We start from the raw sequence: 24628 nt of genomic DNA on the forward strand, positions 1-24628 counted from the left end.
CTCCGCGCGAAGGGCGCACGCGCCCCTCGCATCGCGTCGCACGTTCACCAGCTGAAGCCCTTCGCGTTGCCGCGGTCGACGACCTTCACGTCGACCGGAATCGCCTTCGGCACCGTCGCGCCCCACTTGCGCGCAATCGCGATGCCAAGCGCGATGCGCACCTGGTCGGCCGGGAACTGCGCGGTCGTCTCGATGAACTTCGAGTTCGGCTTCTGGATCGCGGCGATGGCCTCCGGTGCACCGTCGACGCTCGTCAGCTTGATGTCCTTGCCGGAACTCTCGATCGCGGCAAGCGCGCCCATCGAACCGCCGTCGTTCACGCTGAAGATGCCCTTCAGCTTCGGATGCGCGGAGATCATGTTCTCGGTCACCGATAGCGCGGTGGCGCGCTCCTGCTTGCCGTTCTGCGTGTCGACGAGCTTCACGTTCGGATATTTCGCGAGCCCGGCCTTGCAGCCGCGCACGCGCTCGAGGATCGGCACGACCGGAATCCCGTCGAGGATCGCGACCTCGCCGCTGCCGCCGATCGCTTTCGCGAGGTAGTCGCACGACATCACGCCGGCGTCGTAGTTCTTCGAGCCGACGAACGAATCGACGGGGCCGTTCGCATTCGCGTCGACGGCCACGACGACCGCACCGGCCTTCTTCGCCTGCGTGATCGCGGACTGGATGCCGGTCGAATCGGTCGGATTGACGAGCAGGATGTCGATCTTCTTCTGCAGCATGTCCTCGACGTCGCTGACCTGCTTGGTCACGTCGTGGTGCGCGTCCGTGACGACGACCTGCGCGCCGATCGACGCCGCCGCCTCGTTCAGCGCCTTTTGCATCGTCACGAAGTACGGGTTGTTCAACTCCTGGAAGGTCATGCCGATCCGCAGCGGCGCCGCCTGCGCGGCGGCGGGCAGCACGGCCGCGACGGCGAGCGCCGCGACAGCCGCGACGCGAACGGTGCGGCCGAACGGTGAAGCAAACGAGGGTTGCATCATGACGGTGTCTCCTGGGTCTTCGATATCGGCCGGAATCGGCGCGGGCGCGCGTGCTCCGGTCTCGTGCAAAACCGCGACGTCGATTGTTCGCGGACAAGCGAACCCCGCGCGTCGATCGTCGACGCGAACGGTTCGGTAAAACGGCGGAAAAGCGTCAGGCGGACGCCGGCGCGGCGATCATCCGGGGTGCGCGGCGAAACCGGGCGCGCCCGGCGTGACGACGCGCGGCGGCATCGGATTGCCGGTCGGCGCCGCATGCAGCGCGAGTTCGCGGCTGCGCGCGTTCAGCCGCTGCAGCGCGCGGAATTCGGACGGCGCCATCCCCTTCACCGCGCGGAACTGGCGGTTGAAGTTCGACACGTTGTTGAAGCCGGCCTGGAAGCAGATGTCGGTGATGTTCGCGCGCTCGTCGAGCAGCATCTGGCACGCGGCCTCGATCCGCAGCCGGTTCACGTACTGGACGAACGGCATGCCGGTGTGGCGATGGAACGCGCGCGAGAACGCGCTGACGCTCTGCCCGGTCAGCTGGGCGAGATCGGATTCGCGCAGGTCCGATGCGAGGTTCTTGCCGATATACGACAGCGCGTGGCTCAGGCGCGTCGGCGTCACGTGCGTCTGGTCGTAGGCGGGGCTCGCGAGCAGCGTGCGCTCGGCCGCCGCGCAGAGCCGCTCGAGGATCGTCATGAACAGCGCGATGCGGCGCATTCCGCGCGCGCCCAGCAGTTCGTCGAACAGCGGCGCGATCGCGGCGCTCGTCGCCTCGTCGAAGCCGACGCCGCGCCGCGCTTCGTCGAGCAGCGTCTGCGCGTCGCGGCATTCGGGAAACGCGTTCATGCAGCGGTCCACGAACGACTGGTCGAACTGGATCACCAGATTGCGGCGCTCGACGGTTTCGCCTTCGGCCATGTCGCTGACCCAGTTGTGCGGCAGGTTCGGGCCGAGCAGCACGAGATGACCGGGCTCGAAGGAGCCGATGTGATCGCCGACGAAATACTTGCCGCGCGTCGCGACGATCAGGTGCAGTTCGAATTCGGGATGGAAATGCCAGCGGATCGTGCGATACGGATAACCGTGCGACCACACCTTGAACGACTCGTCGCGTCGCACGTCGACCACTTCCAGATCGGGGTGCATCATCTTGGCGTCTCCATTCCCATGTCTCGTCGACCGGCCTGCCGGCAGCGCGTTCGTCTGCCGTCCGTCTCGCGCGGCGCGCCGACCGGTCGCATGGGAAGCAATGTAGGTCGATCGCGCACGCGGCTCCACCAACTTTACGCCCGATTTTCGATACTTTTTTGCGCTTTCGGACCGTAAACGGCGCCGTTGCGCAAATTTGTGCAGCGCGGAACGGCGTGCGCGGGCCGGCGCGCACGGCTCGGCGCGCGCGGCTCGGCGTGAGTGGGCCTGCGCGAAGGCCAAGCCGGAGACAGCGCGACTCGGGCCGGACGCGCCGACACGGTCCACGCAGAGCGCCGCCGCCGAGCCCGCGCCCGGCCGCCGCCGTTACGCGGCTGCCCGCTCGCGCGCGACGCGCGCCTCGTAGGTCTTCAGATGGTTGTATGCGATCCGCAGCAGCGACAGCGCATCGCCCGCGTCCGGATCGCGGCGCGCGAGCAGATCGCCGATCACGTGGTCGGCCTCGACGCGCGCGCGGTTCTCGATGTCGCGCAGCATCGATGCGGTGAGCGGCGACGGCGTCAGCACCATCTGCTGCATCCGCGCGATCGCGGCCGGCTCCGGCCGATAGCCGTTGTGCGCCGCGATCGCACTGCATTCGTCGAGCATCGTTTCGAGCAGACGGCGGCCGTCGGGCGCCGAGAGGATGTCGCCGACCGAGCCGCGGAACAGCGACGTGCTCGCGGCCAGCGTCGCGAGGAACACCCACTTGTCCCACATCCGCGCGACGATGTCGTCGCTGAGCGTCGCGTCGAAGCCGGCGTTGCCGAGCACGTCGGCCAGCGCCCGCATGCGCGGCGAATCGCCGCCGCCCGGCTCGCCGAACGACAGCCCGTGCGTATCGTTCAGATGCACGATGTGCTGCTCGCGATCGAGCGTCGCCGCGATCACGCACAGCCCGCCGAGCACGCGCGCCGCGCCGAACCGCTCGCGCAGCACGTCGAGATGGCGCATCCCGTTGAGCATCGGCAGGATCAGCGTCGACGGTCCGACGAACGGCGCGAACGACGCGATCGCATCGTCGAGGCTGTACGCCTTGCAGCTGAGCAGCACCAGATCGAACGGCGCGGCGCTGTCGCCTGCGCGTACCGTCTGCACGTCGCGCAGCGTCAGGTCGCCGCGCGGGCTGCGGATCACGAGCCCGTCGCGCGCGAGCGCGGCCGCGCGGCCGTCGCGCACGAGAAACGTCACGTCGCGCCCCGCCGCCGCGAGCCGGCCGCCGAAATATCCGCCGACCGCGCCGGCCCCTACCACCAGAATTCGCATCGCTGCCTCCTTTCGGCTTCATTCGGCGCCGCGCCGCCGCCCGCCCGGGCCGCCCGCACGACGCCATCGCCCGACAGTATAGCGACGCACCTTATGTATATGCATAGATGCCCGCACCGCCGGTGCCGGCTTCCGTCGCTCTAAGGGATTTCCCGCCTACGCCGGCCGCCGCCGCGCGCCGTCAAAAGACTCATCCCGTCACGCCGTTGCGGCACGCCCCGTTCGACCGACCGACTCAACCACCATGCGCACTCTCACCCTCAATCAGAAACTGGCTTCGATGATCGTCATTCTGTGGCTCGGCCTGCTCGTCATCGCCGGGATCGGCGCGTGGCAGACGCGCGCCTCGATGATCGACGACCGCCGCGACCAGCTCGCGTCGCTCGTCGCGCAGGCGACGAGCGTTGCCGATCACTACTACAAGCTGTCGCAGCAGAACGCGATGCCGGAAGCCGATGCGAAGCAGAAGGCGCTCGAAGCGATCGCCGCGATGCGCTACGGCAGCGACGGCTACATTTCGATCAACGATTCGAAGCCGGTGATCGTCATGCATCCGATCAAGACCGAGCTGAACGGCAAGGACGTGTCGAACTTCGCCGATCCGAACGGCAAGCACCTGTTCGTCGAGATCGTGAAGGTCGGCAATGCGGCAGGCGGCAAAGGCTTCGTCGAGTATCTGTGGCCGAAACCGGGCGCCGACAAGCCGCAGGACAAGACGAGCGCGGTCCAGCGTTTCGCGCCGTGGGACTGGTATCTCGTGACCGGCATGTACATGGACGACGTGCGCTCGGCCGTGCTCGCGAGTATCGGGCGCTGGTTCGGGATGACGGCCGTGCTCGGCGCGATCGCGACCACGGTGATGGTGCTCGTGCTGCGCAGCGTGCGCGCGAACCTCGGCGGCGAGCTCGAAGTCGCGGTCGACACCGCGCGCCGCATCGCGCAGGGCGACCTGACCGCACACGTCGACGTGAAGCGCGACGATCGCGGCAGCCTGCTGCACGCGCTGCATACGATGCAAAACGGGCTGATCGACATGGTGTCGCGCGTGCGCGCCGGCACCGAAAACATCAACGTCGGCGCGAGCGAAATCGCGTCGGGCAACACGGACCTGTCGCAACGCACCGAGGAACAGGCGGCCGCGCTCGTGCAGACCGCGTCGAGCATGGACCAGATGACGGCCAACGTGAAGCAGAACGCGGAAAGCGCCGCGCAGGCCGCATCGCTCGCCGATCAAGCGGCGCAGGTCGCGACGCGCGGCAGCGCGGTGGTCGACGACGTCGTGCGCACGATGAACGAAATCACCGACCGCTCGCACAAGATCGGCGACATCATCGGCGTGATCGACGGCATCGCGTTCCAGACCAACATCCTCGCACTGAACGCGGCGGTCGAAGCCGCGCGTGCCGGCGAACAGGGACGCGGGTTCGCGGTGGTCGCAGCCGAAGTGCGCTCGCTCGCGCAGCGCTCGGCGACGGCCGCGAAGGAAATCAAGTCGCTGATCGTGTCGTCGAACGAGACGGTCGAGCAAGGCGCGACGCTCGTCACGCACGCGGGCGAGACGATGGCCGAGATCGTGCAGTCGGTGCGCCGCGTGAACGAGATTCTCGACGAGATCAGCCACGCGTCGCGCGAACAGAGCGCGGGCATCGAGCAGGTCAATCGCGCGGTCGGCGAAATGGACCAGGTCACGCAACAGAACGCGGCGCTCGTCGAACAGGCGGCGGCCGCCGCGCACTCGCTGCGCGATCAGGCCGAAGCGCTGCGCGACGCCGTCACGCGTTTTGCGCTGCCGGCCTGATCGGGGAGCAGCGCCGCGGGCGCGCGATCGTCACGGCGAGCTCGACGACCGCGTGCCGGCCGATTCCGCGCGTCGCGCATCGTGCGAACCGCCGTGTACGCGCCCGCGCCCGGCGTCAATCGTCGGCGCGCGCCGCGCCGCGCACGCGCGGCACGGTGGCGTCGAACGTCGTGCCGCCGAGCCCGAGCCCAGCCGCATAGCGGATCAGCTCGACGTCGTTATGCGCGCCGAGCTTCTTCATCGCGCTGATTTTCTGCGCGCTGACCGTCTGCTTGCCCTTGTTCAGCCGCTGCGCGATCGCCTTGATCGGAATGCCGCTCAGATAGAGCCGGATCACCTCGACCTCGCGCGACGACAGCTTCGCCGGCGCGGGCTCGCTGCCGCTCGCGTCGAGCGCGCGCCGCACGAGCGGCGACAGATAGCGCCCGCCGCTGTAGGCGGAATGGACCGCGGTGACGATGTGCCCGACGTCGTCGCCCTTGCTGACGACGCTCGTCGCGCCGTGCGCGAGAATCGAACGCAGGATCACCGGACTCTCGTTGCGCACGAGCGCAACGATCCCGACCTCGGGCCGCACGCGCGTCAGCCGTTCGAGCAGCGCGAGCCCTTCGATGCGCCCGTCGCCGCGCAGCGAATAGTCGACGAGCAGCACATGACAGTCGACGGTGTCGAACGCCGCGACGAGTTCGGCCGCCGTCGGATAGGCGGCGACCAGGTCGATCGCGCAGCCGGCGGCCACTACATGCTCCATCCCGACGAGCGCCAGTGGCCAGTCGTATGCGAAAACGGTGCGAACGCTGAATTTCCTCATGCCCTTTCCATCTGGTTCGCCGGCCGGACGGATCGACCGCGCGGCCGGCCGGATTGCCGGTGAATGTCGGTTCAGGCGATATTTAGCCTGAAGACATTCTATGAAGCGGTATCCGCATCCGGAATCGGACAGTCACTCGAACGGCGCGCCGAAACGTAATACGAGTTTGAAATCCGCGACGAAACGCTCGGACTGCGATCGCGCGCATTGGCCGGACGGCCGACGTCGCGCGCTTCGCCGGGCGAGCCGGCGGATCGGCGGGTAAAATTGCGGCCTTTGCATACGCTCTGCGATTCCGGGCAGCGGCGGCACGCGACGGCGCATGCGCCGCTCGCCCGCCGCACCGCCCGTTCATGCCGCCCGACCCATGACCGATTCCGATTTCCCCACCGACGACACCCGCATCCACGAAGACGGCCTCTGGCGCGACAACGGCTGGACGGCCCGCATCATCAAGAACGAAGACGACGACGGCTGGGCCGTCGAAATGATCAAGGACGGCGAGGCCGAGCCTGCGCTCGTCGGCCCGTGGACGATGGGCCGCGACAAGAAGAATCCGAAGCCGATGGACGCGGCCGCGTTCCGCACGCTCGTGAAGACGGCGACCGAAGTGCTGATGCGGCACGAACAGCAGCGGCGCGCGATGCTGCACAAGCAGGTGACGGTCTGGGCCGGCGACAGCGAGGTGTCGGTCACGCTCGACATCGTGCCGGACGAGCTCGAGCCGTATGCGGAACTGAAGGCGTTCGATCCGTACGGCGAACTGCTCGCCGACGCGAAGGTGTCGGCCGCGTTCCAGCTGAACAAGGCAAGCGCGACGCGCTGGGTCGAATCGGGATACGCGCGGCCGGCGTGACGCGCGGCACGGCGGCCGCGCGCCGGGCGCGCGGGGCGCGCCGGGCGCGTTGGGCGCGTTGGGCGCGTTGGGCGCGTTGGGCGCGTTGGGCGCGTTGGACACGGCGCGCGCCGCCCTGCGCAAGCGCGCGTTACGCGTGCAGCCCGTGCGCGGTCATCAGCCGGTACAACGTCGCACGCGACACGCCGAGCGCCGCAGCGACGTCCGCATGCTGGTGGCGATGGCGCATCAGCGTCTCCTCGATCGCGCGCCGCTCGGCCTGCCGGCGCGCTTCGGCCAGCGTCGGCGGCCGTTGCGACGTATACGCACCGAGCTCGAGATCGGCTGCCGTGATCGTCGAGCCGTTCGTCATCACGATCGCGAAGCGGATCCGGTTGATCAGCTCGCGCACGTTGCCGGGCCACCCATAGTTGTAGATTGCCTCCACCGCGCACGGCGCGAAGCCGCGGATCCGGTGCGCGCAGTCGCCGCGAAACCGATGCAGCATGTGCTCGGCGAGCAGCATGATGTCGCGGCCGCGCGCGCGCAGCGGCGGCTCGTCGATCCGCATCACGCACAGCCGGTAGTAGAGGTCAGCGCGGAACCGCCCGTCCTGCATCGCCGCTTCGAGATCGACGTGCGTCGCCGACACGATCCGCACGTCGACCGGAATCGACGCATGGCCGCCGAGACGTTCGATCGTCCCCTGCTGCAGAAAGCGCAGCAGGCTCGCCTGGCTCTCGAACGGCATGTCGCCGATCTCGTCGAGAAACAGCGTGCCGCCGTGCGCGGCCTCGATGCGGCCGATCTTGCGCTGATGCGCGCCCGTAAACGCGCCGCGCTCGTAGCCGAACAGTTCGGCCTGCAGCAGCGTCGGCGGAATCGCCGCGCAGTTGACGGGCACGAACGGCCCGTGCGCGCGCGCCGACTGCTGGTGGATCGCGGCGGCCGTCAGCTCCTTGCCGGTGCCCGACTCGCCGGCGACGAACACCGCCGCATCGGTGTTCGCGACCTTGCGGATCGTCGCGAACAGCCGGCGCATCGCGTCGCATGCGCCGATCATCGTGCCGCCCGGCGCGTCGGTCTGCCGGTCCGGAGCGGCTTCCGCGAGCTTCAGCATGCCGTACGCATGGCCGACGAGATAGCCGATCGTCGTATACGCGCTCGCGTTGCGCACGTAGTCGAAGCAGCACTGGCGAATCAGCCGGCACAGCGCGACGTCCTTCAGCCGCTCGTCGCCGGCCAGCGCGACCCAGCCCACGCGCGGATCGCGCAGCACCGCCTCGAACGCGGCGACGTCGAGCGCGGCGAATCCGTCGAAATCGACGATGCCCGCATACAGCCGATTTCCGCGCAGGTAATTGAGTGCGTCCGCAACGGTCTTCGCGTGCCACACGTCCCATCCGTTCGACGCGAGACAGTCGACGAGCGCGGCGTCGGGGCGCGGCGACAAATAGACGAGCGGCCGCGCCGGCACCACGCGGTTGCGCCGGAGCGCCGCGAACGACGGCGGGCACACGAGCGGCTCGCTGTGCTGCGAGGCGGAGAAACTGATCGGGCAACGGTTGTTCACGGTGGCCTCGCCGCAAGGCGGAATCGGCTGCGCCGGTGCGGTACGGCGCGCTGTCGCGCCGCCGCGTCGCGCAATACCGGCGTGCGCCGGGATCAAGGGGCGTTATCGGCAGAAGATCACGCGCTGCGTGTAAATCTGCGGCTCGACGACGGGCGGTGCGGTATGGTTCAGATCGTCGCGGTACGCGCGATAGGTCTTGCCGTTGACGATCACCTCCGACGCGCGCGCGGTTTCGATCGTGTTCAGCTTGCTGCTCTGCCATTCGCTGACCGTGCTCGACGCGGTCACGCTCGCGTCGCCGGCGATCTTCTGCGTGATCGCACTGCTGTCCTCCCACGGCTGCGTCTGCATGTCGTGCGCATGCTGCATCGCGCCGACCGTCTTGCCCGTCGGTACCGGCCCGCGCTGCGCGTCGAACGGCACGCCGCGCTCGTACGACGGCGATTGCCACGACGGCGCATGACCGGCCTCGGGCACCATGTACACCACCTGCGGATCGCCGACCATCATCATCGGCACGCAGGCCGTGTTGTCGGGCCGGCCGAGCGTCGTCAGCGCCTGCTGCACGCTGGCCGCATTCGCGAGCGTCTGTTCGCTGAGAATCACGAAGACCGCGGGGTTCTGAAATACCGCCTGTGCGGCGGCCTGCACGCTGTACAGCAGCAGAGCGACCAAAAAGATCCTCATGATTGAGGCCTCCTTGCATCCTCGTCAGGCAAAAAGAGGTGTTGACCTCGGGGATGGGACCAACACCCGTCAAACCGCAGCGATCGTCGTGTCGCGCGCCCGGTCCCGCGCGGCCGGCGTACCGGTCGCACGGGGCCGGGCCGCCGTTCACGACGACGTGCTAGTCGACACCACCGTCGGCATCGGCGCGGCCGGCGCCGCCGGAGCGGCCTGGTCGATCGCGGCCGGCACGGCGTCCTTCGCCGGCTCGGCGAGCGCCGGGACATCAGCGGCCTGCGGCGCCGGTGCGGCAGCCGGTTCGGTGGCCGGTTCGGCGGCGACCGGCGTATCGGCGGCCGCAGGCTGCTGCGCGGCTTCCGGCATCGGTTCCGCCGGTGCGGCAGCGGTCGACTGCGGGGCGGCGGCCGGCTCGGCTGCCGGCTGCGCCGCGGCATCGGCCTTCGCATCGACCGCCGGTGCGGCGGCTTGCGCGGCCGGTGCGGCAACGACTGCGGCGGCCGGCGTCGTGTCGGCTGCAGCCTGCGCGGCTTCCGGCGCCTTCGTGTCGACGGCCGGCGCGGCCGCCGCTTGCGCGGCCTTGTCGGTCGCGGCCGGCACGGGCTCGGGCGCCTTCGTCTCGGCAACCGGCGCAGCCTTCTCGACAACGGCCGGTGCGGCGACGACCGCGGCCGCCGGCACTGCGCTCGCCGCCGATTGCGCAGCGGACGGCACCGCGGCCGCAGCCGGTGCGACGGCAGCCGGGATCGCCGCCGCGGCCTGCGCCGCCTTCGCGACGGCGGGTGCCGGCGCGGGCATCGACAGCGGCGCACTCTGCACGGCGCTCGTCGCGATCGGGCGCGTCGCCGCCGCTGCCGGCACGGCCGCGTCGAGCGGCGGCAGGCCGAGGCGGCTGCGCACGAGCGGATCGCGGTACTTGATGTCGTCGGCGACGGTCGCTTCCGCCGACGGCGCGACGTTCGAGCGCGCGAGCGGTGCGGTCGTGCCCGGGCACAGATGGCCGGTGGCTTCGACCGCGCGCCGGTTCGCATCGCTCTGGCAGAGCAGCGCGAGTGCGACGTCGGTCAGGCCCATCGCACGGAATTCGCGCGCATCGAGACGACGCACGCAGGCCTGGTCGACGAGCGTCGTGCCGCCCGTCGCGCCGAATCCCGGGAACGACACGCCGACGCTCACCGAACCCATGCAGGTGTCGGACAGCGTGGTCGTGAGGCCCGGTGCCTGGATCGCCGGGTTGGTCTTGATCGTCTGCGTGCCGGAATAATTGACGTTTTCGGTCGTCTGCGTGTTGTACGGACTCGTGCCCGGTGCGCCGGCCGACGCGAGCGTATTGACGCCCTGCGGCTGATTCAGGCCGCCGCTCGCCGCGGACGGCATCGTCACGTTCACCTGCACGTTCGAATTGCCGCTGCCCCGAACCCCGCTCGTGCTGGTGGCATTGCCGCCGCGCGAAGTCGACGTGGTCGTGTTGTTGTTCGTGTTGTTGTTCGTGCTGATGCTCGAGCCGCCACCCAGGCTGACTGCCGTTGCCGTGCTCGACGACTGCGAACCCGAGTTCGAGTCGGCCGTTTGCGCGTGGGTACCGATCGTGGTCATCGCGAACAACGCCGCACATGCCACCTTGATCTTGTTGCTGTTCATTTCACTCTCCGGACGAGGATTGACCTCCCACCCAGGCAACCGTGCTAATTCCCCTGAATGATTTCAGCTTTTCCCGCTTCCCCGAACTGTTTCCAGCCGCTGCCGAGCTGGGACCACGAGCCGTCCGCCATTCCCTGCCATTGCTGGGAAGTCGGTCCGCCGATGGCACCGCCCGCCGAAAGCGTTTGTTGTTCTGACGGTTTGGTTGTCTGGGCAAGGTCGTTTGACGTCTGCATATTCGATTGCACGTCCTCGGCAGCACGGTCAGCGCCATACGCCGTCAAAGACGCGAGCATCAGAGCGGCGGCAATCAGTTTGTGCTTCATGCCAACTCCTTACCTAACGTGACAACAATGCGGGAAAAGAGACCAGCGTCACTGCGAAACTGGTCCCCCCACATCTCCTGCTAATGACTGCCTGCGTTCGCGCCTGAACCTGCCTGACTGCCGCCCGAGGCGGACGGCGAGCCGGCCGGGCCGGTACTCCACACGGTCGACGAGTTGAAGTGATTCGAGCCCGCGATCGTGCCCGAGCCGCCGGGACCGGAAACGGCCCCCGCCCACCCGTTCGCGTTGCCCTGATCGTTCGCCCCCGTTGCCGTGTAGTGGTTTGCGCCGAGAACGATCGTGGCGGTCACCCCTCCCGACAATGCATTCGCGTTCACATTCGTGCTGCTGTTTCCGCCGTACGACCCTGCGGCACCGATACCGCCGCCTGCCGCAAACGCGCCCCCGTTCGTGCCCGAACCGCTGGCCGTCGAGGTCGAGTTGTGAAAGGCGGATGCCGTGCCGGCGGACCCGGCGGGTGTCACGGTGCTTCCTGCGTTCGCGCCCGCTACCGAATTCGAGTTGCTCGTATAGCTGCCGGAGCCGACCAGTACCGATCCGGACACGCCCGCCGCGACGGACTGTGTCTGATTGGTCGTCGACCCGGCCGCCCATACGACCGATGAAATGGCGGTGAGCGCTGTCGCTAAAATGACGTTGGCTTTCATAGCAATTCCTTGCTGTGAGGAAGTTTGGCGGTAGCGGGCCGGCCCCGCCCGCATCGGGCGAAACCGGCACTCGCTGCCACCAGCCAATGACGAACGCTACGCGCCGCGACTTAGTGGTGGAACGTCGTCCAGCCGATCGAGCCAGCATTCGCGCCGCTTTGGCCGCCGGCCTGTGCGCCGCCGAAGCCGTAGCCGCCGACCGTCGACGTATTCGTATGGTTCGTGTACGAGATCGAGCTGCTGCCGCCATAGCCGGCGGTTGCGCCGGCTGCGCCGAGCGCCGAGCCCGAATCGGTCGCGGTGAAGTGGCCGAACCCGACGACGCCGGCCGACGTGCCGCCGACGCTCGACGAGCTGCTGCTCGAAACCGTGCCGCCACCTGCGAACGCTGCACCCGAAACCGCCAGAACTGCTGCTGCAATCAGAAGCTTCTTCATGGTCGACTCCATAACGGCGTGGACGGAACAGGCAGGGAAGGTCGCACGCCGACAACCGTCCCTGCTTCAAGCAATCCCTTCGAACAGGATTACTTTTTAATTAACCGTATTCACATTCCTTTAAATCGATTTGCTTATCTATTTTTGGTCAGCCGAAGTGTAGTTTCACGTTGTTCAGTTGTCCAAATATCGTTGTTAGGTGTTTTCTATTAGTTTGCTGAACATTAAAACCAATTCGAAAACACCTTAATTCATACCGCCTTTAATCGCGCGCACTGCCCCATTCCGCCTTTTTCGAATATCGTCCGGGCGACTGCCTGAATACGACAGTGCGATGCGAATCGAAAACGGGCGAAACAGAATCGGTACGATGAAATCCGGCCGTGCCGGAACGCGCTGTTCAGCCGGGCGCGCGCGGTCCCCCATTGCGATCAGGCGGCATGGTTTCTCCCTGAGCGATCGACGGAACGGGTTCCGGAAAAGCGTGCGACGGTACGCGGCCTAGTCGAGCCGACGCCGGCATGCGGGCGGCGCGCTTGGTATCGCGCGGCACGGTCGAACACGGAACGGTATCGGGCCGTTCGGAATGAACGGGCCGGCGCTGCGGAGCGAGCGGAATGGAGCGCGACACCGGATGCGCTCGAGCGCCGCCGCGAACGGCAAGCCCTCCAGGAGCCGGAGCACGCGGATGCCGTCGAATCGGCGAGCAGAGACCCGCGAAGCTGGCACCGCGTCGCGAGCAATACCCCGATTCTTTCGACTTCCCCACTGTTGCGCGTGAATCGCGCGGATCAAGCTACTGCTGTTGGTCTTCATCGCCGTTTCCCCGACTGGCTTATTGACGAGTTGGTCGCCCCACATCTTTGTCGCGTCGCGTCGACCGCTCGCCGGTGCGTCCCATACCGCAAACCGCGTGCCATGCGTTGTGCCATCGGACGCTGCGCGCGGCCTCTCGCCGCAACGCGCGGGCGCGCCGTCGGGAATGGCGCTTTTTGTTTCAGGAATGTATCGCAATAACGGCCGCGCGCCGCCGGCGATCGTCAAGCGCGGCGAAGCAATGGCGGGAAAAGGCTGAGAAATCGGCTGGCGCGACGCGCGCACGCCGTCGTCGGAACAAGTGTTTCAAACTTGAGATGCGCACGCCTGCGTCGCTCGCGCGGTACGCCGCGCGCGGCAAGCCAATCGGTCGCCGCGCGCGCACGACGTCGCGCTTGCGTGCACACGAATGAAAACCGGAGGCGGACGGCCGGACCGAAAACCGCCGCGTCGCCGGCCTCGGCGTGCGAACGACGCACGCACATCGCGCCACGCCGCGCGCATTTGATTCATTCGTGAAAACACGGCGCGGTCGAATCGAGAAAATCGATCGAAACAAATCGGCGCAAAACCGAAATTCGCCCATCGATCAGCGCGCTTTCCCACATAACGGCGACTCCAATGAATTGACGTAGATCAATTCGGATCGAATCGTCGCGTGGGCGACTTTCCGTATCGATCGATGACGCATCGTCGATCTCGAATCGCAGATCCCGCGTTGCATCCAATGAACACTTTCCGTGCTTCAGCGCGGTTCGAATCTCAACTTTGAAACATCCGCATTCGGCACGCGTGGCGTCGCATGTCGTGCTGCGCGCCTTGGCGCGGCGCATGCCGAATGGTGCCGGTTCGCCCGAATGCGCGCATCGCGCCGCACGCCCATCCTGTCCCCACGATACACGCATGAAACAAGCGCGCGTGCCGCGCCGCCCGCTGCGCGCGCAACGACACGTCGGCGCATGCACGGCGACGGCCGGACCGCAGCCGCATCGCGGTTGGCATGCGGCTTGCCTCATGTCCGGTTCAGGCAGGCGGCCTGCACGACCCGAAAAACGGGCGGCAGCCGCCCGCTCATAAGCCACGTCGGGGAAGCGGCAATGAAGACCATCAGCGAACGGGCGACGCGTGCGTCGGCCCAGCATCAACGGGGAAGTCTGCGCAATCGAAGCGTCGTTCACGGCGCTTCGTCGACATCAGCGGAGCAGCAACGGCACGTGCCGGCACTGCGTCCCTGCAGCGACGCAGGCATCGTGCGCGCGTGCGCCGCAGCGCTCGCTGTCCGGCTCCCGGCGATGTGCGACGAAGGAGAAGACCATGAATGACCGGGTAGCGATCGAGACGCGCGTCGGCCAGCGCGTGCTCGTGACGGGCGGCGCCGGATTTCTCGGCAGCTATGTATGCGAGCGCCTCGTCGTCGAGGGCGCGCACGTCGTCTGCGTCGACAGCCTGCTGACGGGACGCAAGCTGAACGTCGCCGACCTGAAGGCGTCGGGTCGTTTCGAGTTCCTCAAAGCCGACGTCACGCTCGGCCTGCCGCAGCTGCAGGTCGACGAGATCTGGAATCTCGCCTGCGCGGCATCGCCGCCGACGTATCAGCACGATCCGGTCCACACGATGATGACGAACGTGCTCGGGATGAACCACTGTCTCGCGCTCGCCCGCAAGACCGGCGCGCGCGTGTTCCAGGCCTCGACGAGCGAGATCTACGGCGACCCCAGCGTGCATCCGCAGATGGAAACGTATCGCGGCAACGTCAATACGATCGGCCCGCGCGCGTGCTACGACGAAGGCAAGCGCGCCGCCGAGGCGCTCTGCTACGACTACTACCGCACGTACGGCGTGGACGTGCGCGTCGCACGCATCTTCAATACGTACGGGCCGCGAATGTCGCCGCGCGACGGCCGCGTCGTGTCGAACTTCATCGTCGGCGCATTGAACGGCGAGCCGCTCGAGATTTACGGCGACGGCCTGCAGACGCGCTCGTTCTGTTTCGTCAGCGATCTGATCGACGGCTTCTTCTGCCTGATGGGCGCCGAGCGCAACGTCGGGATGCCGGTCAACATCGGCAATCCGGTCGAATTCACGATGATCGAGCTCGCGCAGAAGGTGCTCGCGCTGACCGGTTCTCAATCCGAGATCGTATTCCGCCCGCTGCCGATCGACGATCCGCATCAGCGTCGCCCCGACATCTCGGTCGCCGCGACCGAGCTCGGCTGGCGGCCATGCGTCGATCTCGACGAGGGGCTGCGCCGCACCGTCGACTACTTCGCCCGCGAACTGTGGATCGCGCCGATGCTGCAGATGACCGGAGCGGCCGCATGAAAGTATTCGTCACAGGCGGCGCCGGCTATATCGGCAGCCATACGTGCAAGGCGCTCGCGGAGGCCGGGCATGCGCCGGTCGCGTACGACGATCTGTCCACCGGCCATCGCGACGCGGTGCGCTGGGGGCCGCTCGTCGTCGGCAGCATCCTCGACCGCGACGCACTCGGCCGCGCGCTCGCCGCACATCGGCCCGACATCGTGATTCACTTCGCGGCGCTCGCGTACGTCGGCGAATCGGTGCTCGCGCCCGATCGCTATTACGCGACGAACGTGACAGGCACCTGCACGCTGCTGAACGCGATGCGGACGGCCGGCGTCGGCCGGATCGTGCTGTCGTCGTCGTGTGCGACGTACGGGATTCCCGATGCGCTGCCGATCTGCGAACACACGCCGCAGCATCCGATCAACCCGTACGGCTTCACGAAGTACGCGATGGAGAGGATGGCGGCCGACTTCGAGCGCGCCTACGGATTGCAGTGGGTCGCGCTGCGCTACTTCAATGCAGCGGGCGCGGACCCGGACGGCCTGCTCGGCGAAAACCACGAACCCGAAACGCATGCGCTGCCGCTCGCGATCCGCGCGGCGCTGGGTACCGGCCGCCCGTTCACGGTGATGGGCACCGACTATCCGACGCCCGACGGCTCGGCCGTGCGCGACTACGTGCACGTGAGCGATCTCGCCGATGCGCACGTCAAGGCCACCGCGTATCTGTGCCGTGGCGGCAACAGCGTCGCGCTGAATCTCGGTACGGGCACGGGCACGTCGGTGCTCGAGCTCGTACGCGCGGTCGAAACGGCGACCGGATCGCGCGTGCCGACCGTCATGGCCGCGCGCCGCCCCGGCGATCCGCCGGCGCTGTATGCGGACGCGACGAAAGCCGCGCTCGTGCTCGGCTGGCGCCCGCGCTTCGCCGGGATCGAGCCGATGGTCGAGCATGCGGTGCGGTGGTTCCGTCAGGAGCTGCCGCTCGTGTCGAACAAGTAATACCAGGCGTCGTTCAACCAATCACGGGGATAACCATGAATGTGCGGATCGCCATCGTCGGCACCGGCTATGTCGGGCTCGTCAGCGGCGCGTGTCTGGCGGAGCTCGGACACGACGTCGTCTGCATCGACAACAATCGCGGCAAGATCGACGCGCTGAACCAGGGCTGCATGCCGATCTACGAGCCCGGCCTCGACGCGCTCGTCGCGCGCAACGTCGGACGCGGGACGCTGCGGTTCAGCAGCGATCTCGCCGCGAGCGTGCGCGACCGCGACGCGGTGTTCATCGCGGTCGGCACGCCGACGCTGCCGGGCACCGATCGCGCGGACCTGCAGTACGTCGAAGCCGCCGCGCGCGACATCGCATCGAACCTGAACGGCTTCACGGTCGTCGTCACGAAATCGACGGTGCCGGTCGGCACGAACCGGCGCGTGCAGGACATCGTCGAGCGTCATGCGCCGCCCGGGATCGGCACCGCGATTGCGTCGAACCCCGAGTTCCTGCGCGAAGGGTCGGCGATCGACGACTTCATGCATCCGGATCGCGTCGTGTTCGGCGCCGAGCATCCGCGCGCGATCGAGATCATGAACGCGATCTATGCCCCGCTCGCCGCGGCCGGCCATCTCGTGCTCGCGACCGAGATCGAGACGGCCGAACTCGTCAAGTACGCGGCCAATGCGTTTCTCGCGGTGAAGATCAGCTACATCAACGAGATTTCGGACCTCTGCGAAGCGGTCGGCGCCGACGTCGAGCTCGTCGCGAACGGAATGGGCCTCGACCGGCGGATCGGCGCGGCATTCCTGAAGGCGGGGCCCGGTTGGGGCGGCTCGTGCTTTCCTAAGGACACGCGCGCGCTGAAGGCGACCGCATCCGAACACGCGGTGCCGCTGCGCATCGTCAGCGCGGCGATCGAATCGAATGCGCTGCGCAAGGCGCAGATCCTCCAGCGGATCGAAAACGCGTGCGGCGGCTCGATCAAGGGCAAGCGCATCGCGGTGCTCGGCCTCACGTTCAAGGGGCAGACGGACGACGTGCGCGAAAGCCCGAGCATCGACGTGATCCAGCTGCTCGTCGGCGCGGGCGCGCATATCCGCGCCTACGATCCCGCGCGGCCGCACGAGGCGTCGCGGCTGCTGCCGCAGGTGTTCATGGAAAGCTCGGCGGTCGACGCGGTGCGCAGCGCCGACGCCGTCGTCGTGATGACCGAGTGGAAAGCCTTCGAGACGCTCGATCTCGCGGATCTCGCCGACCACATGTCGGACCCGGTGATGCTCGACATGCGCAACCTGTTCGACGAACGGCGCGCGGTCGACTGCGGCTTTCGCCGCTACGAGCGCGTCGGCCGCTCGTGCAGCGCACGCACGCCGGCCGACGCCGCGCGCGGCCGCGTGCCGGTCGCCGACGATACGACGGCTGCGCCGCAGCCTGCTTCAAAGCTGATGATCGACTCGAACTAACTCGCGTATGCGAGACCGTTGGGGGGAACACCATGGAGAAGCTCGTTGCGTCGCTCGCCGGCGGCGCGGCGTCGGAGGCGTCCGACGCCCAGGCCGGCCGCGCCGAAAGCGCCGAAACCGATGTGCCGCTCGTGGTGCCGCTGATGGACAGCGGCACGCGCACGATCTTTCATCTGCTCGCGCTGTGCTGGGTCGCCGCGCTCGCGATCTTCTGGCGCTGGTGGCTGCGCGACGAGCATTACGTCGATGCGTTCCGCTTCGGCGTCAACTGCTTCATCCTGTTCTGGACCACCTTCATTCCCGGCTACTTCATCTTCATCATCCGCTCCGCGGTCGTGCCGAACCCGGCGCTCGACGTGCCGCGCGGCTGGCGCGTCGCGATGGTCGTCACGAAGGCGCCGTCCGAGCCGTTCGAGGTCGTGCGCACGACGCTGCTCGCGATGCTCGATCAGACCTACCCGCACGACACCTGGCTCGCCGACGAGGATCCGACTCCGGCCACGCTCGAATGGTGTCGCCTGCACGGCGTGCGCGTGTCGACGCGGCGCGGCGTCGCCGACTATCACCGCGCGAGCTGGCCGCGCCGCACGAAATGCAAGGAAGGCAACCTCGCGTACTTCTACGACACGTACGGCTACGACAACTACGATTTCGTGTCGCAGCTCGACGCCGATCATGTGCCGACGCGCACGTATCTCGAGGAGATGCTGCGTCCGTTCGTCGATCCGGCGGTCGGCTACGTGTCCGCGCCGAGCATCTGCGACAGCAATGCCGCGCTGAGCTGGAGCGCGCGCGGGCGCGTGAACGTCGAGGGCCCGCTTCACGGCACGATGCAGGCCGGCTATGCGGGCGGTCTCGCGCCGCTCTGCATCGGCTCGCACTACGCGGTGCGCTGCCGCGCGCTGCGCGAGATCGGCGGCCTCGGCCCCGAACTCGCCGAAGATCATTCGACGACGATGATCTTCAACGCGCACGGCTGGCGCGGCATGCACGCACTGAACGCGATCGCGAACGGCGAAGGGCCGCGTACGTTCGCCGATCTCGCCACGCAGGAATTCCAGTGGTCGAAGAGCGTGATGATCATCATGCTGCGCTACACGCGCCGCTATTTCGGCGGGCTGCCGCTGAAACTGAAGGCGCAGTTCCTGTTCTGCCAGCTGTGGTATCCGCTCTGTGCGCTCGCGATGGCGGGCGGCGTCGCGATCCCGGTCGCCGCGCTGCTCACGGGGCGCGTGTGGGCGCACGTCGACTACATTACGTATCTCGCCTACGCGGTGCCGCTCAGCGTGCTGATCCTCTGCGTCGTCACCTGGTCCACGCACGCGACGCAGTCGTGTCGGCCTCTGAACACGAAGCTGCTGTCGTGGGAAGGCCTGTCGTTCGTGTTCGCGCGCTGGCCGTGGGTCGTGCTCGGCTGCCTGTCGGCGATCGTCGACTGCATCCGCGGCAAGGAATTCGCCTTCAAGGTCACGCCGAAGGGCGGCGCGATCGAGCAGGACGCGCCGCTGCGCGTCGTCGCGCCGTATCTGCTGATCTCGCTGTTCTGCAGTTCGCCCGTCGTCGCGATCGAGAATCCGCACAACGCCGGCGGCTTCTATCTGTTTTCGACGCTGACGAGCATCCTGTACTTCGTGATCGCGGCCGTGGTCGCCGTCAATCACGGCAAGGAACAGGGGCGCGCCGCGTCTGCGCCCGCGCAGATGTTCTTCAGCCGCCTGCCGGTGCGCAACGCGCTGTTCGTGTTCGCGCTCGCGATGCTGGTCGCCGGCATCGCGCTGCGCGCGCCGAAGGGCTGGCAGGCCGTCACGTGGCGCTCGGGCCTGCCCGCCGTGCTCGCGCCGGCGCCGGGGCAGCCGGTCAAGCAGCCCGCACTCGGCGTCTACGACCCGGACCGCGTGTTCGCGTCCGACGCGAACCTCGCATTCGATCATGTGTTCGTGTCGTGGAACGCGCCCGACCTCGACACGCAGATCGACGACGCGTATCGCACCGCGCACGCGCGCAACCGCGCGCTGATGGTGACGGTCGAACCGTGGGCGCTGCCCGGCAGCCGCACAGGCGCGCTGCTCGACGATATCGCGCACGGCCGTTACGACGCGCGCATCGCGGCGACCTGCTCGGCGCTCGCCGCACTGCACGCGCCGGTGTTCGTGCGCTGGGGCCACGAGATGGAAACCGACACCGGCCGCTATCCGTGGGCGAGCGGCGACGCGTCCGGCTATATCGACGCGTACCGGCGCGTCGTCGATGCGTGCCGCGCGATGACCGACCAGCTGCGCTTCGTGTGGTCGCCGGCCGGCAACCGCAACCTCGACGACTATTTCCCCGGCCCCGGCTACGCCGATGCAGTCGGCCTGTCGGTGTTCGACTGTCCGCGTTGCGCGGTGTGGCCGGCGGGCGGGCGCGCGTCGGCCGAAAACATCCTGCGGACCAAGTACGCGCGCGTCGCCGACTACGGGCTGCCGGTGATGGTCACCGAACTCGGTGTCGACGGCTCGGACGCGCGCAAGCGCGACGCGCTCGACGAATTCCAGCGCTCGCTGTGGCGCTATCCGCTGCTGAAGGCCGTGGTGTATTTCAATGCGGTCGACACGCCGGGTGCCTGGCCCGCCCGCTACGTGCCGGACTGGCGGATCGCGCCGTCGTTCCTGCAGGCGGAAGTCGTCGCGAAGTAGGTGCGAGGTGCCGCCGGCAAGTGCGGCCGGCGAGGTGCGGCCGGCGAGGTGCGGCCGGCGAGGTGCGGCCGCCCGTTTCCTCAGCCAAGCAGCTCGCGCCGCCGCAAGTGCGCAACGTCGCGCATCGGCGGCGCGCCGAACAGCCGGCTGTACTCGCGGCTGAACTGCGACGCGCTCTCGTAGCCGACGCTCGCGGCGACCGAGCCGACGTCGCCGCCCTGCTGCAGCAGCAGCCGGCGCGCCTCGTGCAGCCGCAGCTGCTTCTGGTACTGCAGCGGGCTCAGCGTCGTCACGTGCTTGAAATGATGATGCAGCGACGACACGCTCATGTTGACCGCGTTCGCGAGCGTCTCGACGCGCATCGGCTCCGCGAAGTGCGCACGGATCCATTCGATCGCGCGCGCGATCCGGTGCGTCTGGCTGCCGGCGACGGCCATGTGCCGCAGCCGCGTGCCCTGTGCGCTCGTCAGCAGCCGGTACAGCATCTCCTTCTCGATCAGCGGCGCGAGCACCGGGATGTCGGCCGGCGTGTCGAGCAGCCGCACGAGGCGCAGCGCGGCATCGAGCAGCGGCGGCGTCAGCTCGGCGAGCGCGATGCCCTCGCCCTCCGGGCCGGACTCCGGCTCCGGTAGCCGCATCTCGGCCGCGAGCTCGACGATCCGCTGCGGATCGAGCGTCAGCGACAGGCAGAGGTATGGCGCGTCGGCCGACGCGCGCGTCACGCGCGACAGGATCGGCAAGTCGATCGACGTAATCAGGCAGTTTTGTGCATCGTATTCGTACGCGTGGCCGCCCACGATCACGCGCTTCGCGCCCTGCGCGGCAATCACGAGCGCCGCGCGCGACACGGCGCAGCCGAGATCGACGGGCCGCACGTGCTTGTGCAGCATCAGGCCCGGCACCGCGGTCGCGTGCGAGCCGTCGACCGGCGCAAAGCGGCCGATCAGCGACGCCAGTTCGCGCTGCCCGGCCGCGCGCGACGCGGCGATGTCGGTCATGTCCATCACGAGATCCTCGAATCGGTTTGCCCTGTCGCGCGAGCATAGCGAAAGGTCTGTCGCCGCGCGCGGGATTTGCAGGATTGTTCAAGAAATTTGCAGGATTGGGTAGACGAAAACGGCGGCGGCTCGCGCACACTGCCGGCTATCCCGGCCCGGCGCCGGGTTATCCCCACGGAGACACCCCCATGGCCACTACGTTTGTCCTGAACGGCAAGAGCGTGACGCTCGATGCCGATCCGTCGATGCCCGTCCTCTGGGCGATCCGCGAGCACGCGGGGCTGACCGGCACGAAATTCGGCTGCGGGATGGCGCAGTGCGGCGCGTGCACGATCCACCTCGAAGGCCAGGCCGTGCGCTCGTGCGTGCTGCCGCTCGCCGGTATCGCCGGCAAGCACGTGACGACGATCGAAGGCCTGCAGAGCAAGCCCGCGCAGGCCGTGCAGGCCGCCTGGGTGAAGCTGCAGGTGCCGCAATGCGGCTACTGCCAGTCCGGGCAGATCATGTCCGCCACTGCGCTGCTGGAGCACAACCCGAAACCGACCGACGCCGACATCGACGCGGCGATGAACGGCAACCTGTGCCGCTGTGCGACCTACGCGCGGATCCGCGCGGCGATCCACGACGCGGCCGCGACGCTGGGAGCGTGACCATGACGATCGAACTCGATACGCGCGATTCGGTGCGTCCGTCGCGCCGCACGTTCCTGAAGGCCGCGGGCGCAGCGGCCGCGGTCAGCCTGACGATCGGCTTCGAATGGGCCGGCCTGGGCCGGCGCGCGGCGGCCGCGACGGCCGCGCCCGAAGCCGGCGCGTTCGCGCCGAACGCGTTCCTGCGCGTCACACCCGACGGCGCCGTCACGGTGATCGCGAAGCATGTCGAACTCGGCCAGGGCGCCTACACGGGCATCGCGACGATCGTCGCCGAGGAGCTCGACGCCGACTGGTCGAGCGTGCGCGTCGAAAGCGCGCCGGCCGACGCGAAGCGCTACGCGAACCTCGCGTTCGGCACGATGCAGGGCACGGGCGGCAGCTCGGCGATGTCGAACTCGTGGCAGCAGCTGCGCGAAGCCGGCGGCAAGGCGCGTGCGATGCGCGTGTCGGCGGCCGCCGCGCGCTGGAACGTGCCGGCAAGCGAGCTGACGACCGCCAACGGTGTGGTCACACATGCGAAAAGCGGCAAGACGGCCGCCTACGGCACGCTCGTCGCCGATGCATCGAAGCTGCCGGTACCGGACAAGGTCGTGCTGAAGCAGCCGGCCGACTTCAAGCTGATCGGCCATCGCATTCCGCGCGTCGACGCGTCGGCGAAATCGAACGGCACCGCGCATTTCACGCTCGACACGACGTTCCCCGGCATGCGCGTCGCGCTGCTGCAGCGCCCGCCGCGCTTCGGCGCGACGGTGAAGTCGTTCGACGCGACGGCTGCGAAGGCCGTGCCGGGCGTGGTCTCGGTCGTGCAGGTGCCGGGCGGCATCGCGGTCGTCGGAACGGGCTTCTGGGCGGCGAAACAAGGCCGCGACGCGCTGAAGGTCGAATGGGACGAAACGAACGCCGAAAAGCGCGGCTCGGACGAGATCATGCGCGAATACCGGCAGCTGGCCGCCAAGCCCGGCGCATCGGCGCGCAAGGACGGCGATGCCGACGCGGCGATCGCAGGCGCCGCGCGCAGGATCAGCGCGAGCTACGAGTTCCCGTATCTCGCGCATGCGCCGATGGAGCCGCTCGACGCGGTCGTCAAGCTGACCAAGGACAGCTGCGAGATCTGGGCCGGCGATCAGTTCCAGACGGTCGACCAGGGCAACGCGGCCAAGGTCGCGGGCCTGAAGCCCGAGCAGGTGCAGATCCATACGCTGTACGCGGGCGGCAGCTTCGGCCGGCGCGCGAATGCGTGGTCGGACTACGTCGTCGAGGCCGTGTCGATCGCGAAGGCACTCGGCGCGGACGGCAAGCCGGTCAAGCTGCAGTGGACGCGCGAGGACGACATCCAGGGCGGCTTCTATCGCCCGATGTACTTCCACAAGCTCGACGCGGGACTGACCGCCGACGGCCGGCTGGTGGGCTGGCGTCACCGGATCGTCGGCCAGTCGATCCTCGCCGGCACGCCGTTCGAGGCCTTCATGGTCAAGAACGGCATCGACGCGACGTCGGTCGAGGGTGCGGCGAACCTGCCGTACGCGGTGCCGAACGTGTCGGTCGAACTGACGACCACCAAGGTCGGCCTGCCCGTGCTCTGGTGGCGCGTGGTCGGCAGCTCGCACACGGCCTACGCGGTCGAGGCCTTCATCGACGAAGCCGCGCACGCGGCCGGCAAGGATCCGTACCTGTTCCGCCGCGACCTGCTGGCCAAGGAACCGCGCATGCGGGCGGTGCTGGAACTGGCCGCGCAGAAGGCCGGCTGGGATCCGGCGAAGCCGCTGCCGAAAGGTCGCGGACGCGGGATCGCGGTGGCCGAGGCGTTCAAGAGCTATGTCGCGCAGGTTGCCGAGGTATCGGTCGATGCGGACGGCAAGGTGAAGGTCGAGCGCGTGGTCTGCGCAGTCGACTGCGGAATCGCGATCAATCCCGACATCGTCGCCGCGCAGATGGAAGGCGGTATCGGCTTCGGGCTCGGCGCAGCGATGCACAGCGCGATCACGCTGAAGGACGGGCGCGTCGAGCAGCGCAACTTCGACGGCTATCAGGTGCTGCGGATGGCCGAGATGCCGAAGGTCGAGGTGCATATCGTGCCGTCCGCCGAAGCGCCGACCGGCGTCGGCGAGCCGGGCGTCGCGCCGGTCGGGCCGGCGGTCGCGAACGCGATCTTCGCGGCCACCGGCAAGCGGCACTACGTGCTGCCGTTCGATTCGGGCAGGAACGCGAGCGCTTGACGGGGCTGGATCGCTTGCGCCGGTCGGCCGCGCACACCGCGCGGCGGCCGGCGCGGCTGCTGCCCTCGTCGCCTTCGCTGGCTTCGCTGTCTTTCCGCCGTCTCGGCGTCACGCTGTCACGCTGTCCCGGTGTCACGCTGTCACGCTGGCGCAACTGGCCTCGGCTCGTTGCGCCCCGCCGCCTGCCGCTGTCCCCATCCGCCTCCCACTGCTCATCTCCTCCCGCTGCCCCATCGCCTCCCGCTGCCGCGCCGTTCGTTGCCGTCCGTAGTCATCCGCTGCGATGCGCGATCAACGTCAGCGC

General features: G+C 68.2%; 20 protein-coding genes. 8 read left to right on the forward strand and 12 right to left on the reverse strand.

Going from position 1 to position 24628, the window contains the following annotated elements; genetic code table 11:
- Window positions 1-44 precede the first annotated feature (44 nt).
- From NP80_RS10165 to panE, 3 genes are all read right to left on the reverse strand, one after another.
- Window positions 45-986, reverse strand: a complete 942-nt coding sequence (locus tag NP80_RS10165; RefSeq protein ID WP_012216633.1) for an ABC transporter substrate-binding protein — start codon at window positions 984-986, stop codon at window positions 45-47.
- A gap of 177 nt (window positions 987-1163) precedes the next feature.
- Window positions 1164-2123 (reverse strand): AraC family transcriptional regulator, encoded by a 960-nt coding sequence (locus NP80_RS10170; RefSeq protein WP_006403053.1) that lies wholly within the window; start codon window positions 2121-2123, stop codon window positions 1164-1166.
- A 366-nt stretch (window positions 2124-2489) separates the two neighbouring features.
- The gene (gene panE / locus NP80_RS10175; RefSeq protein WP_006408904.1) at window positions 2490-3428 is read right to left on the reverse strand and encodes a 2-dehydropantoate 2-reductase; all 939 of its coding nucleotides are present in this window, start codon (window positions 3426-3428) and stop codon (window positions 2490-2492) included.
- Window positions 3429-3672: 244 nt separating this feature from the next.
- Between panE and NP80_RS10180 the strand changes: the two genes are divergently transcribed.
- Window positions 3673-5226 (forward strand): methyl-accepting chemotaxis protein, encoded by a 1554-nt coding sequence (locus tag NP80_RS10180; protein ID WP_006403051.1) that lies wholly within the window; start codon window positions 3673-3675, stop codon window positions 5224-5226.
- 115 nt (window positions 5227-5341) lie between these two features.
- Here NP80_RS10180 and NP80_RS10185 read toward each other — a convergent pair whose 3' ends face one another.
- Complete coding sequence (locus NP80_RS10185; protein ID WP_006403050.1) at window positions 5342-6037, reverse strand: LuxR C-terminal-related transcriptional regulator; 696 nt, start codon at window positions 6035-6037, stop codon at window positions 5342-5344.
- 367 nt (window positions 6038-6404) lie between these two features.
- Here NP80_RS10185 and NP80_RS10190 point away from each other — a divergent pair, with 367 nt between their 5' ends.
- Window positions 6405-6893 (forward strand): hypothetical protein, encoded by a 489-nt coding sequence (locus NP80_RS10190; RefSeq protein ID WP_045593421.1) that lies wholly within the window; start codon window positions 6405-6407, stop codon window positions 6891-6893.
- A gap of 130 nt (window positions 6894-7023) precedes the next feature.
- On the opposite strand, the gene NP80_RS10195 is transcribed toward NP80_RS10190, so the two are convergent.
- The 7 genes from NP80_RS10195 to NP80_RS31730 form a co-directional block, all read right to left on the reverse strand.
- On the reverse strand, window positions 7024-8445 hold the full coding sequence (locus tag NP80_RS10195) for a sigma-54 dependent transcriptional regulator (RefSeq protein WP_035946319.1): 1422 nt from the start codon (window positions 8443-8445) through the stop codon (window positions 7024-7026).
- A gap of 102 nt (window positions 8446-8547) precedes the next feature.
- Complete coding sequence (locus NP80_RS10200; RefSeq protein ID WP_006409562.1) at window positions 8548-9132, reverse strand: hypothetical protein; 585 nt, start codon at window positions 9130-9132, stop codon at window positions 8548-8550.
- A gap of 147 nt (window positions 9133-9279) precedes the next feature.
- Window positions 9280-10770, reverse strand: a complete 1491-nt coding sequence (locus tag NP80_RS10205) for a hypothetical protein (protein WP_045593423.1) — start codon at window positions 10768-10770, stop codon at window positions 9280-9282.
- Window positions 10771-10814: 44 nt separating this feature from the next.
- Entirely contained in the window at window positions 10815-11096 is a 282-nt protein-coding gene (locus NP80_RS10210) for a hypothetical protein (protein WP_006411470.1), read from the reverse strand.
- Window positions 11097-11176: 80 nt separating this feature from the next.
- Window positions 11177-11764, reverse strand: a complete 588-nt coding sequence (locus NP80_RS10215) for a hypothetical protein (protein ID WP_006396623.1) — start codon at window positions 11762-11764, stop codon at window positions 11177-11179.
- A gap of 110 nt (window positions 11765-11874) precedes the next feature.
- Window positions 11875-12201 carry a hypothetical protein gene (locus NP80_RS10220; protein ID WP_006396622.1) on the reverse strand — a complete coding sequence of 109 codons (327 nt, stop codon included), beginning with the start codon at window positions 12199-12201 and terminating at the stop codon, window positions 11875-11877.
- A 1325-nt stretch (window positions 12202-13526) separates the two neighbouring features.
- Window positions 13527-14195 carry a hypothetical protein gene (locus NP80_RS31730; protein WP_226823213.1) on the reverse strand — a complete coding sequence of 223 codons (669 nt, stop codon included), beginning with the start codon at window positions 14193-14195 and terminating at the stop codon, window positions 13527-13529.
- 136 nt (window positions 14196-14331) lie between these two features.
- Here NP80_RS31730 and NP80_RS10230 point away from each other — a divergent pair, with 136 nt between their 5' ends.
- The 4 genes from NP80_RS10230 to NP80_RS10245 are packed head-to-tail and all read left to right on the forward strand — an operon-like array spanning window position 14332 to window position 20457.
- Entirely contained in the window at window positions 14332-15339 is a 1008-nt protein-coding gene (locus NP80_RS10230) for a UDP-glucuronic acid decarboxylase family protein (protein WP_006411479.1), read from the forward strand.
- Window positions 15336-16325, forward strand: coding sequence for a UDP-glucose 4-epimerase GalE (gene galE / locus NP80_RS10235; protein ID WP_006411472.1), 990 nt, complete (start codon window positions 15336-15338; stop codon window positions 16323-16325). The genes NP80_RS10230 and galE overlap by 4 nt, the downstream gene beginning before the upstream one ends.
- 35 nt (window positions 16326-16360) lie before the next feature.
- Window positions 16361-17782: a UDP-glucose dehydrogenase family protein gene (locus NP80_RS10240; protein WP_006411474.1), complete on the forward strand. Its 1422-nt coding sequence runs from the start codon at window positions 16361-16363 to the stop codon at window positions 17780-17782.
- Window positions 17783-17814: 32 nt separating this feature from the next.
- Window positions 17815-20457, forward strand: a complete 2643-nt coding sequence (locus tag NP80_RS10245) for a glycosyltransferase (protein WP_006411471.1) — start codon at window positions 17815-17817, stop codon at window positions 20455-20457.
- An 80-nt stretch (window positions 20458-20537) separates the two neighbouring features.
- On the opposite strand, the gene NP80_RS10250 is transcribed toward NP80_RS10245, so the two are convergent.
- A complete protein-coding gene (locus NP80_RS10250) occupies window positions 20538-21461 on the reverse strand; it encodes an AraC family transcriptional regulator (RefSeq protein WP_006411469.1) in 924 nt (307 codons plus the stop codon).
- Between the two features lie 182 nt (window positions 21462-21643).
- Here NP80_RS10250 and NP80_RS10255 point away from each other — a divergent pair, with 182 nt between their 5' ends.
- Window positions 21644-22105: a (2Fe-2S)-binding protein gene (locus NP80_RS10255; RefSeq protein ID WP_006411480.1), complete on the forward strand. Its 462-nt coding sequence runs from the start codon at window positions 21644-21646 to the stop codon at window positions 22103-22105.
- A gap of 2 nt (window positions 22106-22107) precedes the next feature.
- Window positions 22108-24324 carry a xanthine dehydrogenase family protein molybdopterin-binding subunit gene (locus NP80_RS10260; protein ID WP_045593426.1) on the forward strand — a complete coding sequence of 739 codons (2217 nt, stop codon included), beginning with the start codon at window positions 22108-22110 and terminating at the stop codon, window positions 24322-24324.
- Window positions 24325-24628: the final 304 nt, after the last annotated feature.

It is taken from the genome of Burkholderia multivorans ATCC BAA-247 (assembly GCF_000959525.1).
In the GTDB taxonomy this organism is placed as follows: domain Bacteria; phylum Pseudomonadota; class Gammaproteobacteria; order Burkholderiales; family Burkholderiaceae; genus Burkholderia; species Burkholderia multivorans.

Coding starts and splice junctions, on each gene's coding strand:
- NP80_RS10165 (WP_012216633.1), bottom strand. CDS start 986: ATGATGCAACCCTCGTTTGCTTCACCGTTCGGCCGCACCGTTCGCGTC.
- NP80_RS10170 (WP_006403053.1), bottom strand. CDS start 2,123: ATGATGCACCCCGATCTGGAAGTGGTCGACGTGCGACGCGACGAGTCG.
- panE (WP_006408904.1), bottom strand. CDS start 3,428: ATGCGAATTCTGGTGGTAGGGGCCGGCGCGGTCGGCGGATATTTCGGC.
- NP80_RS10180 (WP_006403051.1), top strand. CDS start 3,673: ATGCGCACTCTCACCCTCAATCAGAAACTGGCTTCGATGATCGTCATT.
- NP80_RS10185 (WP_006403050.1), bottom strand. CDS start 6,037: ATGAGGAAATTCAGCGTTCGCACCGTTTTCGCATACGACTGGCCACTG.
- NP80_RS10190 (WP_045593421.1), top strand. CDS start 6,405: ATGACCGATTCCGATTTCCCCACCGACGACACCCGCATCCACGAAGAC.
- NP80_RS10200 (WP_006409562.1), bottom strand. CDS start 9,132: ATGAGGATCTTTTTGGTCGCTCTGCTGCTGTACAGCGTGCAGGCCGCC.
- NP80_RS10205 (WP_045593423.1), bottom strand. CDS start 10,770: ATGAACAGCAACAAGATCAAGGTGGCATGTGCGGCGTTGTTCGCGATG.
- NP80_RS10210 (WP_006411470.1), bottom strand. CDS start 11,096: ATGAAGCACAAACTGATTGCCGCCGCTCTGATGCTCGCGTCTTTGACG.
- NP80_RS10215 (WP_006396623.1), bottom strand. CDS start 11,764: ATGAAAGCCAACGTCATTTTAGCGACAGCGCTCACCGCCATTTCATCG.
- NP80_RS10220 (WP_006396622.1), bottom strand. CDS start 12,201: ATGAAGAAGCTTCTGATTGCAGCAGCAGTTCTGGCGGTTTCGGGTGCA.
- NP80_RS10230 (WP_006411479.1), top strand. CDS start 14,332: ATGAATGACCGGGTAGCGATCGAGACGCGCGTCGGCCAGCGCGTGCTC.
- galE (WP_006411472.1), top strand. CDS start 15,336: ATGAAAGTATTCGTCACAGGCGGCGCCGGCTATATCGGCAGCCATACG.
- NP80_RS10240 (WP_006411474.1), top strand. CDS start 16,361: ATGAATGTGCGGATCGCCATCGTCGGCACCGGCTATGTCGGGCTCGTC.
- NP80_RS10245 (WP_006411471.1), top strand. CDS start 17,815: ATGGAGAAGCTCGTTGCGTCGCTCGCCGGCGGCGCGGCGTCGGAGGCG.
- NP80_RS10250 (WP_006411469.1), bottom strand. CDS start 21,461: ATGGACATGACCGACATCGCCGCGTCGCGCGCGGCCGGGCAGCGCGAA.
- NP80_RS10255 (WP_006411480.1), top strand. CDS start 21,644: ATGGCCACTACGTTTGTCCTGAACGGCAAGAGCGTGACGCTCGATGCC.
- NP80_RS10260 (WP_045593426.1), top strand. CDS start 22,108: ATGACGATCGAACTCGATACGCGCGATTCGGTGCGTCCGTCGCGCCGC.